Below are 14574 nucleotides of genomic sequence, written 5' to 3'. Positions count from 1 at the left end.
AGTAATTTTGCGGTGAGGGGTGCTTGAGGTGCCGTACCGGAGGAGAACAGCCTGTGCGCTCACGGCGGCGGTGGCGGTGGCGGGCTCGGCCGTCCTGCTCTCCGCGCCCACCGCCCAGGCCGAGGTCGTCGACGTCAACTACGCCTGCGAGACCAAGATCGGCCCCAAGAGCGCCGTCTCGCCCGTCGACATCAAGGCCGTCAGGAGCGGCGGCTCGTACACCGTCACCATGTCCTTCGAGAAGGGCGTCTCCGACAGCCCGGTCGACCTTCCCAAGGGCGTCATGACCCCGCGCGCCGACCTCGTCCTCGGCGGCGCCGAGAGCGGCCGGGTCCAGGTCAAGGGCGTCCCGAACGCCGCCCTCATCCCGGCCAACACCCCTATCAAGATAGGACAGTTGACGGGCGCCTATACGCCGAGGAAGAGCGGGAAGGTCACCTTCACCGCCGGCACGCTCACGGTCCACGCGCTCGGCATGGACGCGGCCGTCTGCAAGCCCACGAACAGCCCCAGGCCCGCTCTCGAACTGGACGTGACGGCGGCGGGCGGCTCGGGCGGATCCGGCGGCTCCGACGACTCCTCGGGCGGTACGGGATCGGGCGGCGAACTGCCCAGGACCGGCCCGCTCGACTCGGCGACCGCGCTCGGCACCCTCGGCGGCACCGTCCTGCTGACCGGCGCGGCCGGGGTGCTGTGGCTCACCCGGCGCACCGCACGGCACACGGCACGCTGATGCGGGTGGCACGGGCCGCGGCCGCCACCCTGCTCGCGGCGGCCGGCACGGCCGGCACGGCCGTGCCCGGGCCGGCCTCCGCCGCGGCGGCGGAACGCGTGGCACCGGTGGCCGCCGTGGCGCGTACGGGTCCGCCGCCGGCCGTGGGGCGTACGGCTCCGATGCCGGCCGGGGGGCGTACGGCCGCGGTCGAGGCCGTGGCCCGTACCGCTCCCGTCCCCGGCGCCGGCTGGAGCGCGGCGCCCGCCGCCGGGCGGCCGTACGTGTATCTGGAGGGGGCCGCCGGCAGCGTGCTGCAGGACACCCTGTCCGTGACCAACGCCGGGGCCGAGCCGCTCACCGTGCGGCTCAGCGCGGACGGCGCGCCCGTCGCGTTCGCCGCGCGGACCGTCACCGTGCCCGCCAGGACACGGGCGGACGTGCCGTTCGCCGTCACCGTGACCGCCGACACCCCGCCCGGGGACCACCAGGGATCCGTGCGGGCCGGCGCCGCCGGCCGGGAGGCGGTCGTCCCGCTGCATCTGCGGGTCAGCGGGCCGCGGCTCGCCGCGCTCACCGTCGAGGACGTCCGCGTCGAACCCTCCGGCACGCTGCGCTACACCCTGGTCAACCGCGGCAACACGGTCCTCGCCCCGCGCCTCGCCGTGCGCGCCGAGGGCCTGCTCGGCACCGTCCTCGACCGCCCCGAACACCCCCTCCCGCTCGTCCTCCGCCCCGGCGAGCGCGCCACCCGCACCGAACCCTGGCCCGACCCGCCCGCGCTCGACTCGGTCACCGTCCACCTCACGGCCGGCGCTCCCGGCGCGGCGCCCGCGAGCGCCCGCGCGGACGCCTCCTTCGCCTCGCCCGTGGGCGTCGGTGCCCTGGCGGCCGCCCTCCTGGCGGCGGCGGGCGCGGCCACGTACGCGATACGGAGGAGACGATGACGTACCTGCGTACGGCCGCGGGCGCGCTGCTCACCGCGCTGCTGCTCGCCCTGCTGCCGGCCACCGGCGCCACCGCGGCCGAGCGGCCCGGGGTCGCGCTCTCGAAGAGCGAGGGCGGCAAGGGCGGTGAGATCACCGTCAGCGGCTCCGGCTGGAAGCCCGGCGCCCTGCTCATGCTGCTGGTCTGCGGCCGGGCCACACCCGACAGAGGCGTCATCGGCGGCACCAACTCCTGCGCCAACACCGACGGCCGCGCCGCCACCGTCGACGCCAAGGGCGCCTTCAGCCAGAAGCTGCCGGTCGCCGAACCGCCCACCCCCTGCCCCTGTGTGGTCCACGTCGCCGGCGTCACGGGCCAACAGGACGTGGTCGACGTCGTGTTCACGGTCGCCGGGCACCCGACCGCCCCCCTGCCCGAGTCCTCGGGGCCCGGCTCGCTGCGCGTGCTCACCTCCGCCCGGCTCGAAGGCTCCGACGGCGTGCTGGTGTGGTTCGGCGCACCGGCCCGCCGCGAGGTCGTGGTGACCCTCGGCAACCTGGGCCAGACCGCGGTCAAGGACCCCGTCTTCGACATCGGCACCAGCCACGGCGTGTTCGCGCCGCGGTACGAGGAACGGCAGTGGCGCGGCACCATCGAGCCCGGCCGCAAGGCCCTGGTGAAGCTGCCCGTCGAGCTGACCGCGGGCGCCCACGGCGACTACCAGGTGTCCGTGCGGTACGGCGGCCAGGTGATCGTCGAGCAGCCCTGGGGCGTCGGACGCCCCTGGGGAGTGACCCTGTTCTGGCTGCTGCTCGCGGTCGTCGTCCCGGCCGCCCTGTTCCGCGTCGGCATGGCGATCGTCGACCGGGTCCGCCCGCCGGGCCGCCAACGGCCCCGGCCGGGCCACCCCCGTCCCCGTCGGCCGCGCCCCGCGGGCCGCGGGCCCGGCCCCGTATCCGTACCGGCGGCCACCGCCGGCGACGAACCGACGGCGGTCCTGCCGTGGTTCACCCCCGACTCCGCACCGTCAGAGAACAGTCCGACGACGAAGGGACAGTCGTGAGCCCGACACGCACGACACGGAGGATCAGCGCGGCGGGCGTCGCCCTGATGCTCGGCGGCGCGGGGATCCTGCTGGCCGCCGGCCCCGCCATGGCGGCGGAGGTCGCGTACAAGACCGAGTGCATCCCGCCCTCCATCTCCGGCCTCCCGCCGGTGCAGGGCACCACCAAGGTGCAGATCGTCGCACCCGCCGAGGCCAAGGTCGGCGACGAGGTGGAGGTGGTCTGGAAGACGGTCGAGGCCGCCTCCAAGAACCCCGACATCCTCGATCTGGACAAGGACACGGTGAAGCCGACCGGCGTCGTCAAGATCGGCGGAGCGGCGACCGGCACCCTGGCGATGGAGGGACCGCGGCAGAATCCGCCGATCAAGAAGAACAGCCCGATGGTCCTGCCGGACATGAAGGGCAGGCTGAAGCTGGACAAGGCGGGCGACATCACGCTGACGCCCGACAAGTACACGATCAACGTCTCCAAGCCGATGTCGACGGACACCAAGTGCTCCCCGAAGGAGACGGTCGCGGTCGGCGCCACGATCAAGGTGACGGCCGGCGGAGGCTCCTCCGGCGGCACCACCACGTCCGGCGGCTCCACGACCACCTCGGGCGGCAGCTCGTCCGGCGGTACGACCACCACGTCGGGCGGTACGACCACCTCCGGCGGGTCCACGACCTCGGGCGGGTCCACGACCTCGGGCGGGTCCACCACCTCGGGCGGGTCCACCACCTCCGGCGGGTCCACCACCTCCGGCGGCTCCACCACCTCCGGCGGCACCTCCGGCGGTGGCGGCGGACAGACCGACTTCCCCGGCAAGGAGGTCGCGGTGAGCTTCGCCTGCCAGCCGCCCGGCCCGGCGTCGATCACCTCCAAGGTGACCGTCAACGCCAGGAAGAGCGGCGGTTCCTACGCCCTCACCGTCAAGACCGCCAAGGGCGTCATGAACAGCCCGGCCGCCCTGCCCAAGGGCGCCCTCAAGCCGTCCATGGCCGTGCGGATCGGCGGCGCCGACAGCGGCACGGTCACGGTCACCGGCGCCCCCAACCCGGCTCCCCTGGAGGCGGGCAAGCCGGTCGACCTGACCGACATGACCGGCACCTACACGCCGGGGGCGAGCGGCAAGGCCACGCTGAGCCCCGGGAAGCTGACCATCAGCGTCTCGCTCGGCGGCTCGCCCATCGTGATCCCCTGCGAGGTCAAGGGCTCGGCGCAGGCCTCGCTGACCCTCGACACCGAGAAGCAGGCCGGCGGCGCCTCCGGAGGCGGCGGCAGCCCCTCGGGCGGTGCCGGGGGCTCCGGCGGCGAGCTGCCCCGGACCGGGGCCGGGGACGACGGCGCCCTGCGCGCCCTCGCCCTGGTCGCGGGCACGGCGATCCTGCTCGGCGGCGCGGTGTTCACCTTCACCCCGTGGGCCCGGCTGCGCCGCTGACGCCACCCGGGAAACGGCGGAGGGCCGCCGCACCGAGTCCGGTGCGACGGCCCTCCGTACGGGACCTACGAGGTCAGTGGACGCTGCCCATGAGCGCCTGGACCTTCTTGCGGTACATGTAGATCGCGAATCCGGCGACGACGGCCAGCGCCGCCTGCAGGGCGATGATCCCGGTCCCGTTGAGGTCCACGCCCGCGATGGAGAGCAGACCCGTGGTGCAGTCACCGGCGGTGACGGCGAGGAACCAGACGCCCATCATCTGGGAGGCGTACTTCTTCGGCGCCATCTTCGTGGTGACGGACAGGCCGACAGGAGACAGGCACAGCTCACCGATGGTCTGGATCATGTAGATCGAGACGAGCCACATCGGGGAGACCTTGGTGCCGTCGCCCGCCATGTTCATCGGGACGATGAAGACGAAGAAGGAGATGCCGACCAGGACGATGCCCATCGCGAACTTCACGATGGTGTTCGGCTCCTGGTTCTTGCGGGCCAGCCACAGCCACAGCCAGGCGAAGACCGGGGCCAGCGCCATGACGAACAGCGGGTTCAGGGACTGGTACCAGGTGGCGGAGAAGCCGAGGCCGAAGACCGTGTCGGCGGTCTTGTCGTCGGCGAAGAGCGACAGGGTCGAGCCACCCTGGTCGTAGATCATCCAGAAGACGGCGGCGGCCACGAAGAACCAGATGTAGCCGGTCACCCGGGACTGCTCGGACCGGTCGAGGTCCTTGTCGCGCTTGATGCGGGCGAGGACGGCGATCGGGATGATCAGGCCGGCGAGGGTGAGCGGCACCAGGGCCCAGTTGAGGGTGTACATGCCCAGGGCGACGACGGCGCCGTAGAAGACGGCGGCGAGGACCAGGACCAGGCAGACCTTGACCAGGATGCCCTTGCGCTCCGCCGGGCTCAGCGGGTTCGGGACCTCGCTGCTCTTCGGGTTGAGGCTCTTGCCGAAGGCCAGGAAGACGGCGAGACCCAGGCCCATGCCGACCGCGGCGAGGGCGAAGCCGAGGTGCCAGCTGACTTCCTTGCCGATCGTGCCGATGAGCAGCGGGGCGACGAAGGCGCCGAGGTTGATGCCGATGTAGAAGAGCGTGAAGCCACCGTCACGGCGCGGGTCGTCCGGGCCGTTGTAGAGGTGACCGACCATCGTCGAGATGTTGGCCTTGAGCAGGCCGGAGCCGACGGCGACGAGCGCCAGGCCCACGAAGAACATCGCCTGGCCGGGCAGGGCCAGCGAGATGTGACCGGCCATGATCACGAAGCCGGCGATGGCGACGGTCTTGCGGGCGCCCCAGACACGGTCGCCGAACCAGCCGCCGGGCATGGCCATGAGGTAGACCATCGACACGTACACGGAGTAGATGGCCGTGGCCGTGGCCGCCGTCATGGCGAGACCGCCACCCTGGCTGCCCTTGGCGGCGTCGACGCCGCCGGAGACCAGGTAGTAGACCAGCAGGGCCCGCATGCCGTAGTAGGAGAAACGCTCCCACATCTCGGTGAAGAAGAGGGTGGTCAGGCCGCGGGGGTGGCCGAGAAACGTCTTCTGGTACCGGGGCATTCCGGTGGAAGCCGTCGTCAGGCTGGACGCCATGTCGATCCTTGCTCTGTCGGGACGCGCGCTTTGTGAGCGGGATGCGCCCGGTGGGGGAGGCCGGCACCGGCGGGGAGCGGTCGCACCCCTCCGGGATCCACGCCCTGGCGCCTTCTCGCGCCGTAGGACCCGGCCCACAGGTCGTTCACTGTTCCCAAGGCCGCCGTGGCCGCCTTGTGCAGAAAAGAGACCCTTGGCGCACCAACACGACCAAAGGTCCCCGATTACCGCTACAGAACTCTCGACACCATACGACACGACAGTGCCCGATTAGGAAGGACTTGAGAGATGGATCACAGGCGTCGCCGGAACCAACTTCCCTCTTTCGAAGGTCATGAAGAGGTTACGCGCCAAGATCCAGAGGCGCCGACCCCGCCCTGTGGATCACGCTCCGGCCCCGCGTCCGTCCGGACTACCATCACCTCATGACCCGTGTACTGCTCGCCGAGGACGACGCCTCCATCTCGGAACCGCTGGCCCGCGCCCTGCGGCGGGAGGGGTACGAGGTCGAGGTCAGGGAGGACGGTCCGACCGCCCTCGACGCCGGCCTCCAGGGCGGGGTCGACCTGGTCGTGCTCGACCTCGGCCTCCCCGGCATGGACGGCCTGGAGGTCGCCCGGCGGCTGCGCGCCGACGGTCACACGGTGCCGATCCTGGTGCTCACCGCCCGCGCCGACGAGGTCGACACGGTCGTGGGCCTCGACGCCGGCGCCGACGACTACGTGACTAAGCCCTTCCGCCTCGCCGAGCTGCTCGCCCGCGTCCGGGCCCTGCTGCGGCGCGGCGCCACCGAGCCCGCCGCCGCGCCCACCACGCACGGCGTGCGGATCGACGTCGAGTCGCACCGCGCCTGGATGGGCGACGAGGAGCTCCAGCTCACCGCCAAGGAGTTCGACCTGCTCCGGGTCCTGGTCCGGGACGCGGGCCGGGTGGTCACCCGCGACCAGCTGATGCGCGAGGTCTGGGACACCACCTGGTGGTCCTCCACCAAGACCCTCGACATGCACATCTCCTGGCTCCGCAAGAAGCTCGGCGACGACGCGGCCAACCCGCGCTACATCGCCACGGTCCGGGGCGTCGGCTTCCGCTTCGAGAAGAGCTAGGGTCCGGTCCTTCGTGCGTCGCCGCCTGATCAACTCCACGCTCGCCGTGGTGCTCGTCGTCATCGCCGTCTTCGGCGGTTCGCTGGTGATCGTCGAGACCCGCACGGCCTCCAGCAGCGCCCAGGAGAGCGTGGATTCGGAGGCGCTGCGGATCGTGTCCATCGTGGACAGCCGGCTGATCGGGGGCGAGCCGGTCAACCCGGCGATCCTGGCCGACCAGAGCGGCGCCAAGCGGTACGCGCGGGTGCTGATCCCCGGCCGCGACCCGATCGAGATCGGCACCCGCCCCTCCGGCAGCGTCATCCGGGGCCTCGCCGAGGGCGAGCGCGGCGAGAGCGTGATCGTCGAGGAGGCCCGCTCGGTCGTGATGGCCGAGGTGGGACGCACCCTGCTGATCATCGCCACGGTGGCGCTGCTGTGCGTGGTGGCCGCCGTGCTGCTCGCCGTACGGGCGGCGAACAAGCTGTCCTCGCCGCTGACCGATCTGGCCGAGACCGCCGAGCGGCTCGGCTCCGGTGACCCGCGCCCCCGGCACAAGCGGTACGGGGTCCCCGAGCTCGACCGGGTCGCGGACGTGCTGGACGCCTCCGCCGAGCGGATCGCGCGGATGCTCACCGCCGAGCGCCGGCTCGCCGCCGACGCCTCCCACCAGCTCCGTACGCCCCTCACCGCCCTCTCCATGCGCCTGGAGGAGGTCGCCGTGGCCGGCGACCTGGAGACGGTCAGGGAGGAGGCGACGATCGCGCTCACGCAGGTCGAGCGGCTCACCGACGTGGTCGAGCGGCTGCTCACCAACGCCCGCGACCCGCGTACGGGCTCCGCCGTCGCCTTCGACCTGGACGAGGTCATCAAGCAGCAGATCGAGGAGTGGCGGCCGGCCTACCGCAGCGCGGGCCGGGCCATCGTGCACTCCGGCAAGCAGGGGATGCGGGCCGTCGGCACCCCGGGCGCGGTCGCCCAGGTCCTGGCGGCCCTGATCGAGAACTCGCTCATGCACGGCGGGGGCACGGTCGCGCTGCGCACCCGGGTCACCGGCAACCAGTCCGTGATCGAGGTCACCGACGAGGGCCCGGGCGTGCCCGCCGACCTGGGGGCGCGGATCTTCGAGCGGGCGGTCAGCGGCCGCAGCTCCACGGGCATCGGCCTGGCGGTCGCGCGGGACCTCGCGGAGGCGGACGGCGGGCGTCTGGAGCTGCTCCAGCAGCAGCCGCCGGTGTTCGCGCTGTTCCTGGGGCGCGAGGTCAGGAGCCGCACGGAGCCGGAGCCGGAGCGCCCGGTCCGCTAGGCCCACGGGAAACAGCCCCGGGGGGCCCGTCCCGGACCCGCTCCCGGAGCCGGTCCCGGACCGCGCGTCGGCCCCGGTCTCAGACCCGGTCGGGCTGGCGGCGGCTGGCCTGGCGGGGGGCCTGCTCCAGGAAGGACTCCGCGGTCTGCACCGCCTCCTTCGCGGGCAGCGCCCGGAAGACCCAGGTGCGGTACGACCAGAAGCGGAACAGGGTCGCGACGCCGATGCCGAAGAACTTGAAGAAGTTGCTCTGCAGCGGGGTGTCCCAGCCGAAGCCGTACGTCGCCGCGTAGAGCACGCCGTTCTCGATCACCATGCCGACGACGCTGAACAGCAGGAACAGGACCAGTTCCTTGGTGCGGCCCGACTTGTCGCGGTCGCGGTACGTGAAGTAGCGGAACCCCACGTAGTTGAAGAGGATCGCCACGACGGTGGCGATGATGCTGGCGCGCACCACCGGAAGTTCGGTGACGTGGCGCACCAGGTTGAAGACGAGCAGATTCACCAGGACGCCGAGTCCGCCGACCACGCCGAACTTGGCGACCTCGCGGACGAGCCGGTCCACTCGCATGCGCAGCGCGCCGGGTTCACTCATGGTGATGGGTCTGCCCCGTCCGTTTCGGAGGTGTTCCGCCGACGCCCGGACGGCGTCAACCAAGCCATGCTAACCACCGCGTCTGTCACTCGCCTGTGTTGGCGCCGATCCGTGTGCGATCCGTGTGCGAGCCCACCCCGACTGTGACAAGACACAGCCGGACGAGGCTCCGCCACTTGTGCGGATACCCTAAGAGGGTGACGTTCCCGGTAGTCGGCATGGTCGGTGGCGGTCAGCTCGCCCGTATGACCCACGAGGCGGGCATCCCCCTCGGCATCAAGTTCAAGCTCCTCAGTGACACCCCGCAGGACTCGGCGGCCCAGGTGGTCAGCGACGTCGTCATCGGCGACTATCGCGACCTGGACACGCTGCGTGACTTCGCGCGCGGCTGCGACGTGATCACCTTCGATCACGAGCACGTGCCCGCGGAGCACCTGGCGGTCCTGGAGGCGGACGGCGTCGTCGTCCGTCCCGGCCGCGGGGCCCTCGCGCACGCCCAGGACAAGGGGGTGATGCGGGCGAGGCTCGACGAGATCGGCGCGCCCAGCCCGCGGCACCGCATCGTGGCCGACCCGGCCGACGCGGCGGTCTTCGCCGCCGAGGTCGGCGGCTTCCCGATCATCCTCAAGACCGTGCGCGGCGGCTACGACGGCAAGGGTGTCTGGTTCGTGCGCTCGGAGGCGGACGCCCACGACGCCTTCAAGGCCGGCGTGGCGGTGCTCGCCGAGGAGAAGGTCGACTTCGCGCGCGAGCTCGCCGCGAACATCGTGCGCTCCCCGCACGGCCAGGCCGTCGCCTACCCGGTGGTGGAGTCGCGGCAGGTCGACGGGGTCTGCGACACCGTGATCGCCCCCGCGCCCGAGCTGTCCGACGAGCTGGCCGGCCAGGCGCAGGAGCTGGCCCTGCGGATCGCCAAGGAGCTCGACGTCGTCGGCCACCTGGCCGTGGAGCTCTTCGAGACCCGCGACGGCCGGATCCTCGTCAACGAGCTCGCCATGCGCCCGCACAACTCCGGTCACTGGACCCAGGACGGTGCGGTCACCTCGCAGTTCGCCAACCACGTCCGGGCCGTTCTGGACCTTCCGCTCGGCGATCCGCGCCCGCGCGCGAAGTGGACCGTGATGTGCAATGTTCTGGGAGGCGACTTCCCGGACATGTACCAGGCGTACCTGCACTGCATGGCCCGCGACCCGCAGCTCAAGATCCACATGTACGGCAAGGACGTGAAGCCCGGCCGCAAGGTGGGCCACGTCAACACCTACGGCGACGACCTGGACGACGTGCTGGAGCGCGCCCGTCACGCCGCCGACTACCTGCGAGGGACGATCGTTGAGTAACCCGACCGCTGCGAGCCCGCTCGTCGGCATCGCGATGGGGTCCGACTCGGACTGGACCGTCATGGAGGCCGCGGCCCAGGCCCTGGACGAGTTCGAGATCCCGTACGAGGTCAACGTCCTCTCCGCGCACCGCATGCCGCGCGAGATGATCGCGTACGGCGAGGAGGCCGCCGACCGCGGTCTCAAGGCGATCATCGCGGGCGCCGGCGGCGCCGCCCACCTGCCGGGCATGCTCGCCTCGGTCACCCCGCTGCCGGTCATCGGCGTGCCGGTGCCGCTGAAGTACCTCGACGGCATGGACTCGCTGCTCTCGATCGTGCAGATGCCGGCCGGCGTGCCCGTCGCCACCGTCTCGGTCGCCGGCGCCCGCAACGCGGGCCTGCTCGCGGCCCGCGTCCTCGCCGCGCACGACCCGGAGCTGCTCGGCCGGATGAAGGAGTTCCAGCAGGAGCTCAACGACCAGGCCACGGAGAAGGGCAAGCGGCTGCGCCAGAAGGTCGAGGGCTCGGGATCCTTCGGGTTCGCCCAGTGAGCACGGCGGCCGACCGCCTGGCGGAGGCCCGGGAGCTCCTCGCCTCCGCCCCCGTCGTCGACGGCCACAACGACCTGCCCTGGGCGCTGCGCGAGCACTGCGGCTACGACCTCGACAAGCTCGACATCGCGGGCGACCAGCGCGGCGCGCTCCACACCGACCTCGCCCGGCTGCGGGCCGGCGGCGTGGGCGCCCAGTTCTGGTCGGTGTACGTGCCCGGCCGGCTGGCCGGCGACCACGCGGTGAGCGCCACCCTGGAGCAGATCGACGTCGTCGACCAGCTGCTCACGCGGTACGCGGCCGACCTCGCGCCGGCGCTGACCGCCGACGACATGGAGGCGGCCCGCGCGGAGGGCCGGATCGCCTCCCTCAAGGGCGCCGAGGGCGGCCACTCGATCGACAACTCCCTCGCCACCCTGCGTGCCCTGCACACCCTGGGCGTGCGCTACATGACGCTCACCCACAACGAGAACAACGACTGGGCGGACTCGGCCACCGACGAGCCCCGGCACGGCGGCCTGACCGCCTTCGGCCGCGAGGTCGTCCGGGAGATGAACCGCTGCGGCATGCTGGTCGACCTCTCGCACGTCGCCGCGACGACCATGCGGGACGCGCTGGACGCCACGGCCGCGCCGGTGGTCTTCTCGCACTCCTCGGCCCGCGCGGTCTGCGACCATCCGCGCAACGTCCCGGACGACGTCCTGGAGCGGCTGCCGGCCAACGGCGGCGTGGCGATGGCCACCTTCGTGCCGAAGTTCATCCTGCCGGAAGCCGTCGACTGGACGGCCCGCGCCGACGACAACCTGCGCGCCCACGGCCTGCACCACCTCGCCACCACCCCCGAGGCGATGGCGATCCACCGGGCCTTCGAGGCGGAGCACCCGCGTCCGATCGCGACGGCGGTCACGGTCGCCGACCACCTCGACCACATGCGCGAGGTCGCGGGCATCGACCACATCGGCATCGGCGGCGACTACGACGGCACCGCGTTCACCCCGGACGGCCTGGACGACGTCGCCGGCTATCCGAACCTGATCGCGGAGCTCCTGGTCCGCGGCTGGTCGCGCGCCGACCTGGCGAAGCTGACCTGGTCCAACGCGGTCCGCGTGCTGCGGGACGCGGAGGCGGTCGCGCGCGAGCAGCGGGCCCTGCGGGGGCCGTCGGTCGCGACGATCGAATCGTTCACCTCCTAGGCATTCGCAGGGAGTTGACGGAACGTCATGAGGGGCCCGCCGGCGGCGGGCCCCTCGTCGTGCCGTCCGGCGCGTCGACGCGGCCCGTCCCCCGGACGGCCCAGTCCACCGCGCCCGGCGCGGGGCGCGGTGGCACGGTGGCCGTACTGCCTCAGGAGTACGGAGTGAGTCACCCATGGCAGATCTGCTCGACGATCCCACCACCACGCCCTTCAGCGCCGCCCGCGTCGCGTCCGCGGGCGACCTCGATCCCCCCGGACATCCCCGGCCCCTCGACGAGTCGGCGCGTGCGCGCGCCCTGCTCGCGGCGCAGCCGGTGGTCGAGGGGCACACGGAACCGCCCCAGGTGATCGACCCGGACCCGGAGGACCTTCCGCCGGCCCGGGCGCCGGAGACGGGAGCCCAGCTCTGGTCGCTGCGCGTGGACGCCGACGAGGGCGTCCTCGGCACCCTGCGCCGGATCGACGACGTCCGGGCGCTCGTGGCCGCCTGCCCCGAGGACCTGCGCCTCGCCACGACCACCTCGGAGATGGAGCACGCCCGCAACTGCGGCCGGGTCGCCGTCGTCCTCGGCACGGTGAGCTGGTCGGCCGTCGGCGGCTCGCCCGCCACCCTCCGGGCGTACCACGCGCTCGGCGTACGGGCGGTCAACCTCACCCGCTACGACCGCTTCGCCCGCGAGGCGGTGCGCGAGATGAACCGCCTCGGCCTGGCCGTGGACCTCGCGGGCGCCGACCCCGACACGGTCCGGCAGGCCCTCGCGGTGAGCCGGGCCCCGGTCCTGCTCACCCGCGCGGAGCCGGCGGGCACGGCGGACGACGTCCTGCGCCTGCTCGGCGAGAAGGGCGCGGTGTGCATGGTCCCGGTCGGCCCGGACCCGGCCGCCGCGGCCGACGCCCTGGACCGGATCCGCACCCTCGCGGGCCCCCGGTCCGTCGGTCTCGCCCACACCACGGACCCCGGCGCCGGGTACGTCCCGCTCTTCGCGGAGCTGCTGCGCCGGGACTGGCCGACCCCGGACCTGGTCGGCCTCGCCCACGGCAACGCCACGCGCGTGCTGCGGGAGGCCGAGTTCCGGGCGCGGGCGTCCCGTCCGAGGGCCGCCTAGCCGGTAGGGCGGAGCAGGGCCGGAGAGGCCCTGGCCGGAACGGCGCGGGGCCCGGCTCGTACCTTCGGGGTACGGGCCGGGCCCCGGGGCGTACGGGGGCGGGTCAGGCCTGCGGGCGGCCCATCGCGCGGTAGGTCCAGCCGGCCTCGCGCCAGCGGGCCGGGTCGAGGGCGTTGCGGCCGTCGAGGATGACGGGGGAGGAGACCACGAGGGCCAGCTCCGCGGGGTCGAGCGCGTCGCGGAACTCGCGCCACTCGGTCAGGTGGAGCACCACGTCCGCGCCCCGCACCGCGTCGAGGGCCGTCTCCGCGTAGCCGAGGGTCGGGAAGAGCCGGCGGGCGTTGTCCATGCCCTTGGGGTCGTAGACGGTGACCTGGCCGCCCTGCAGGTGGATCTGCCCGGCCACGTTCAGCGCGGGCGAGTCGCGGACGTCGTCCGAGTCCGGCTTGAAGGTCGCGCCGAGGACGGCCACCCGCTTGCCGAGGAAGCCGCCGCCCAGCGCCTCGCGTGCCATCTCGACCATGGACGCCCGGCGCCGCATGTTGATGGAGTCGATCTCGCGCAGGAAGGTCAGCGCCTGGTCGGCGCCCAGTTCGCCGGCCCGTGCCATGAAGGCGCGGATGTCCTTGGGCAGGCAGCCGCCGCCGAAGCCGATGCCGGCCCGCAGGAACTTGTTGCCGATCCGCTCGTCGTGGCCGATCGCCTCCGCCAGCTTGGCGACGTCGCCGCCGGCGGCCTCGCACACCTCGGCCATCGCGTTGATGAAGGAGATCTTCGTAGCGAGGAAGGAGTTGGCGGAGGTCTTCACCAGCTCGGCGGTCGGGTAGTCGGTCACCACGAACGGCGTGCCGTCGGCCACCGGCACCGCGTACACCTCGCGCAGCAGCTTCTCGGCCCGGTCCCCGCCCGCTCCCTCGGTGACGCCGATGACGATCCGGTCCGGGCGCAGGGTGTCCTGCACGGCGAAGCCCTCGCGCAGGAACTCCGGGTTCCAGGCCAGCTCCACGCCCTCGGGCAGCACACCGGCGAGCCGCTCGGCCGAGCCGACCGGCACGGTCGACTTGCCGACCACCAGGGCCCCTTCCCGTACCACCGCGGCGAGGGAGGCGAAGGCGGCGTCGACGTACGACATGTCGCAGGCGTACTCGCCGTGCTTCTGCGGGGTGTTCACGCAGACGAAGTGGACGTCGCCGAAGGCGCCGATCTCCTCCCAGGAGGTCGTGAACCGCAGCCGGCCGCTGGAGCCCTCGATCCCGTCGACGTGCCGTGCGAGCAGCTCCTCCAGGCCCGGCTCGTACATGGGGACGCGTCCGCCGGAGAGCATCTCGATCTTCTCGGGCACGACGTCGAGCCCCAGCACCTCGAAGCCCAGTTCCGCCATGGCCGCGGCGTGCGTGGCGCCGAGGTAGCCGGTGCCGATCACGGTGATCTTCAGGGCCATGCGGTCTCCAGTGAGGAGTCGAGGTCGGGCGGAATGCCTGCCCGAGCATAGTCGGGGCCTGGATCGGGGCCCGGTCACGCCCTACCATTTGGGTTACTTAACGGTAGTTAGCAAGCGTGGGAGTGAATGAGCGTGGCGGGTTCTGCCGATTTCGACCTGTATCGACTGTCCGAGGAGCACGAGATGCTCCGGGAGACGGTCCGCGCGCTGGCGGAGGCGAAGATCACGCCGTTCGCCGCGGCGGTCGACGAGGAGGGCCG

14 protein-coding genes are annotated in these 14574 nt (G+C 72.6%); 11 read left to right on the top strand and 3 right to left on the bottom strand.

The genetic code is table 11. The features are described 5' to 3' along the window. Nucleotides 1-28 precede the first annotated feature (28 nt). Genes ACIGXE_RS27710 through ACIGXE_RS27695 form a run of 4 tightly spaced genes read left to right on the top strand, consistent with a single transcriptional unit; the run spans nucleotide 29 to nucleotide 4126 of the window. Nucleotides 29-733 (top strand): peptidase, encoded by a 705-nt coding sequence (locus tag ACIGXE_RS27710; RefSeq protein ID WP_399751594.1) that lies wholly within the window; start codon nucleotides 29-31, stop codon nucleotides 731-733. A 5-nt stretch (nucleotides 734-738) separates the two neighbouring features. Then, nucleotides 739-1659, top strand: a complete 921-nt coding sequence (locus ACIGXE_RS27705) for a hypothetical protein (RefSeq protein ID WP_399751593.1) — start codon at nucleotides 739-741, stop codon at nucleotides 1657-1659. Continuing rightward, a complete protein-coding gene (locus ACIGXE_RS27700; protein ID WP_399751592.1) occupies nucleotides 1656-2702 on the top strand; it encodes a hypothetical protein in 1047 nt (348 codons plus the stop codon). Before ACIGXE_RS27705 ends, ACIGXE_RS27700 begins: the two co-directional genes overlap by 4 nt. Before the next feature lie 47 nt (nucleotides 2703-2749). Further along, complete coding sequence (locus ACIGXE_RS27695; RefSeq protein WP_399751756.1) at nucleotides 2750-4126, top strand: hypothetical protein; 1377 nt, start codon at nucleotides 2750-2752, stop codon at nucleotides 4124-4126. A 73-nt stretch (nucleotides 4127-4199) separates the two neighbouring features. Here ACIGXE_RS27695 and ACIGXE_RS27690 read toward each other — a convergent pair whose 3' ends face one another. After that, nucleotides 4200-5720 (bottom strand): peptide MFS transporter, encoded by a 1521-nt coding sequence (locus ACIGXE_RS27690; protein ID WP_399751591.1) that lies wholly within the window; start codon nucleotides 5718-5720, stop codon nucleotides 4200-4202. Between the two features lie 425 nt (nucleotides 5721-6145). Here ACIGXE_RS27690 and ACIGXE_RS27685 point away from each other — a divergent pair, with 425 nt between their 5' ends. Both ACIGXE_RS27685 and ACIGXE_RS27680 read left to right on the top strand, forming a co-directional pair. Beyond that, nucleotides 6146-6823, top strand: a complete 678-nt coding sequence (locus tag ACIGXE_RS27685; protein WP_365350689.1) for a response regulator transcription factor — start codon at nucleotides 6146-6148, stop codon at nucleotides 6821-6823. Nucleotides 6824-6836: 13 nt separating this feature from the next. Then, complete coding sequence (locus ACIGXE_RS27680) at nucleotides 6837-8108, top strand: ATP-binding protein (protein WP_399751590.1); 1272 nt, start codon at nucleotides 6837-6839, stop codon at nucleotides 8106-8108. 79 nt (nucleotides 8109-8187) lie between these two features. Here ACIGXE_RS27680 and ACIGXE_RS27675 read toward each other — a convergent pair whose 3' ends face one another. Then, nucleotides 8188-8703, bottom strand: a complete 516-nt coding sequence (locus ACIGXE_RS27675; RefSeq protein ID WP_399751589.1) for a GtrA family protein — start codon at nucleotides 8701-8703, stop codon at nucleotides 8188-8190. A gap of 197 nt (nucleotides 8704-8900) precedes the next feature. On the opposite strand from ACIGXE_RS27675, the gene ACIGXE_RS27670 reads away from it, so the two are divergent. From ACIGXE_RS27670 to ACIGXE_RS27655, 4 genes are all read left to right on the top strand, one after another. Further along, the gene (locus ACIGXE_RS27670; protein WP_399751588.1) at nucleotides 8901-10040 is read left to right on the top strand and encodes a 5-(carboxyamino)imidazole ribonucleotide synthase; all 1140 of its coding nucleotides are present in this window, start codon (nucleotides 8901-8903) and stop codon (nucleotides 10038-10040) included. Between the two features lie 34 nt (nucleotides 10041-10074). Continuing rightward, the gene (gene purE / locus ACIGXE_RS27665) at nucleotides 10075-10572 is read left to right on the top strand and encodes a 5-(carboxyamino)imidazole ribonucleotide mutase (protein ID WP_399751755.1); all 498 of its coding nucleotides are present in this window, start codon (nucleotides 10075-10077) and stop codon (nucleotides 10570-10572) included. Beyond that, nucleotides 10569-11765, top strand: coding sequence for a dipeptidase (locus ACIGXE_RS27660; protein WP_399751587.1), 1197 nt, complete (start codon nucleotides 10569-10571; stop codon nucleotides 11763-11765). The genes purE and ACIGXE_RS27660 overlap by 4 nt, the downstream gene beginning before the upstream one ends. A 175-nt stretch (nucleotides 11766-11940) precedes the next feature. Further along, nucleotides 11941-12873 (top strand): membrane dipeptidase, encoded by a 933-nt coding sequence (locus ACIGXE_RS27655; RefSeq protein WP_399751586.1) that lies wholly within the window; start codon nucleotides 11941-11943, stop codon nucleotides 12871-12873. A 103-nt stretch (nucleotides 12874-12976) separates the two neighbouring features. Here ACIGXE_RS27655 and ACIGXE_RS27650 read toward each other — a convergent pair whose 3' ends face one another. Further along, nucleotides 12977-14314, bottom strand: a complete 1338-nt coding sequence (locus ACIGXE_RS27650) for a UDP-glucose dehydrogenase family protein (protein ID WP_399751585.1) — start codon at nucleotides 14312-14314, stop codon at nucleotides 12977-12979. Between the two features lie 132 nt (nucleotides 14315-14446). Here ACIGXE_RS27650 and ACIGXE_RS27645 point away from each other — a divergent pair. Continuing rightward, nucleotides 14447-14574 (top strand): acyl-CoA dehydrogenase family protein (locus ACIGXE_RS27645; RefSeq protein WP_399751754.1); only part of this gene is annotated, 128 nt, incomplete at its 3' end.

This window comes from Streptomyces sp. NPDC053431, from assembly GCF_044544925.1.
GTDB lineage: Bacteria > Actinomycetota > Actinomycetes > Streptomycetales > Streptomycetaceae > Streptomyces.
Note: the sequence above shows the minus strand (reverse complement) of the source record. Positions and strands in the feature narration are given on the sequence as shown.

What these genes read in the sequence shown, in the direction of transcription:
- ACIGXE_RS27700 (WP_399751592.1), top strand. Translation starts at nt 1,656, where the DNA reads ATGACGTACCTGCGTACGGCCGCGGGCGCGCTGCTCACCGCGCTGCTG.
- ACIGXE_RS27695 (WP_399751756.1), top strand. Translation starts at nt 2,750, where the DNA reads ATGCTCGGCGGCGCGGGGATCCTGCTGGCCGCCGGCCCCGCCATGGCG.
- ACIGXE_RS27690 (WP_399751591.1), bottom strand. Translation starts at nt 5,720, where the DNA reads ATGGCGTCCAGCCTGACGACGGCTTCCACCGGAATGCCCCGGTACCAG.
- ACIGXE_RS27685 (WP_365350689.1), top strand. Translation starts at nt 6,146, where the DNA reads ATGACCCGTGTACTGCTCGCCGAGGACGACGCCTCCATCTCGGAACCG.
- ACIGXE_RS27675 (WP_399751589.1), bottom strand. Translation starts at nt 8,703, where the DNA reads ATGAGTGAACCCGGCGCGCTGCGCATGCGAGTGGACCGGCTCGTCCGC.
- purE (WP_399751755.1), top strand. Translation starts at nt 10,075, where the DNA reads ATGGGGTCCGACTCGGACTGGACCGTCATGGAGGCCGCGGCCCAGGCC.
- ACIGXE_RS27655 (WP_399751586.1), top strand. Translation starts at nt 11,941, where the DNA reads ATGGCAGATCTGCTCGACGATCCCACCACCACGCCCTTCAGCGCCGCC.
- ACIGXE_RS27650 (WP_399751585.1), bottom strand. Translation starts at nt 14,314, where the DNA reads ATGGCCCTGAAGATCACCGTGATCGGCACCGGCTACCTCGGCGCCACG.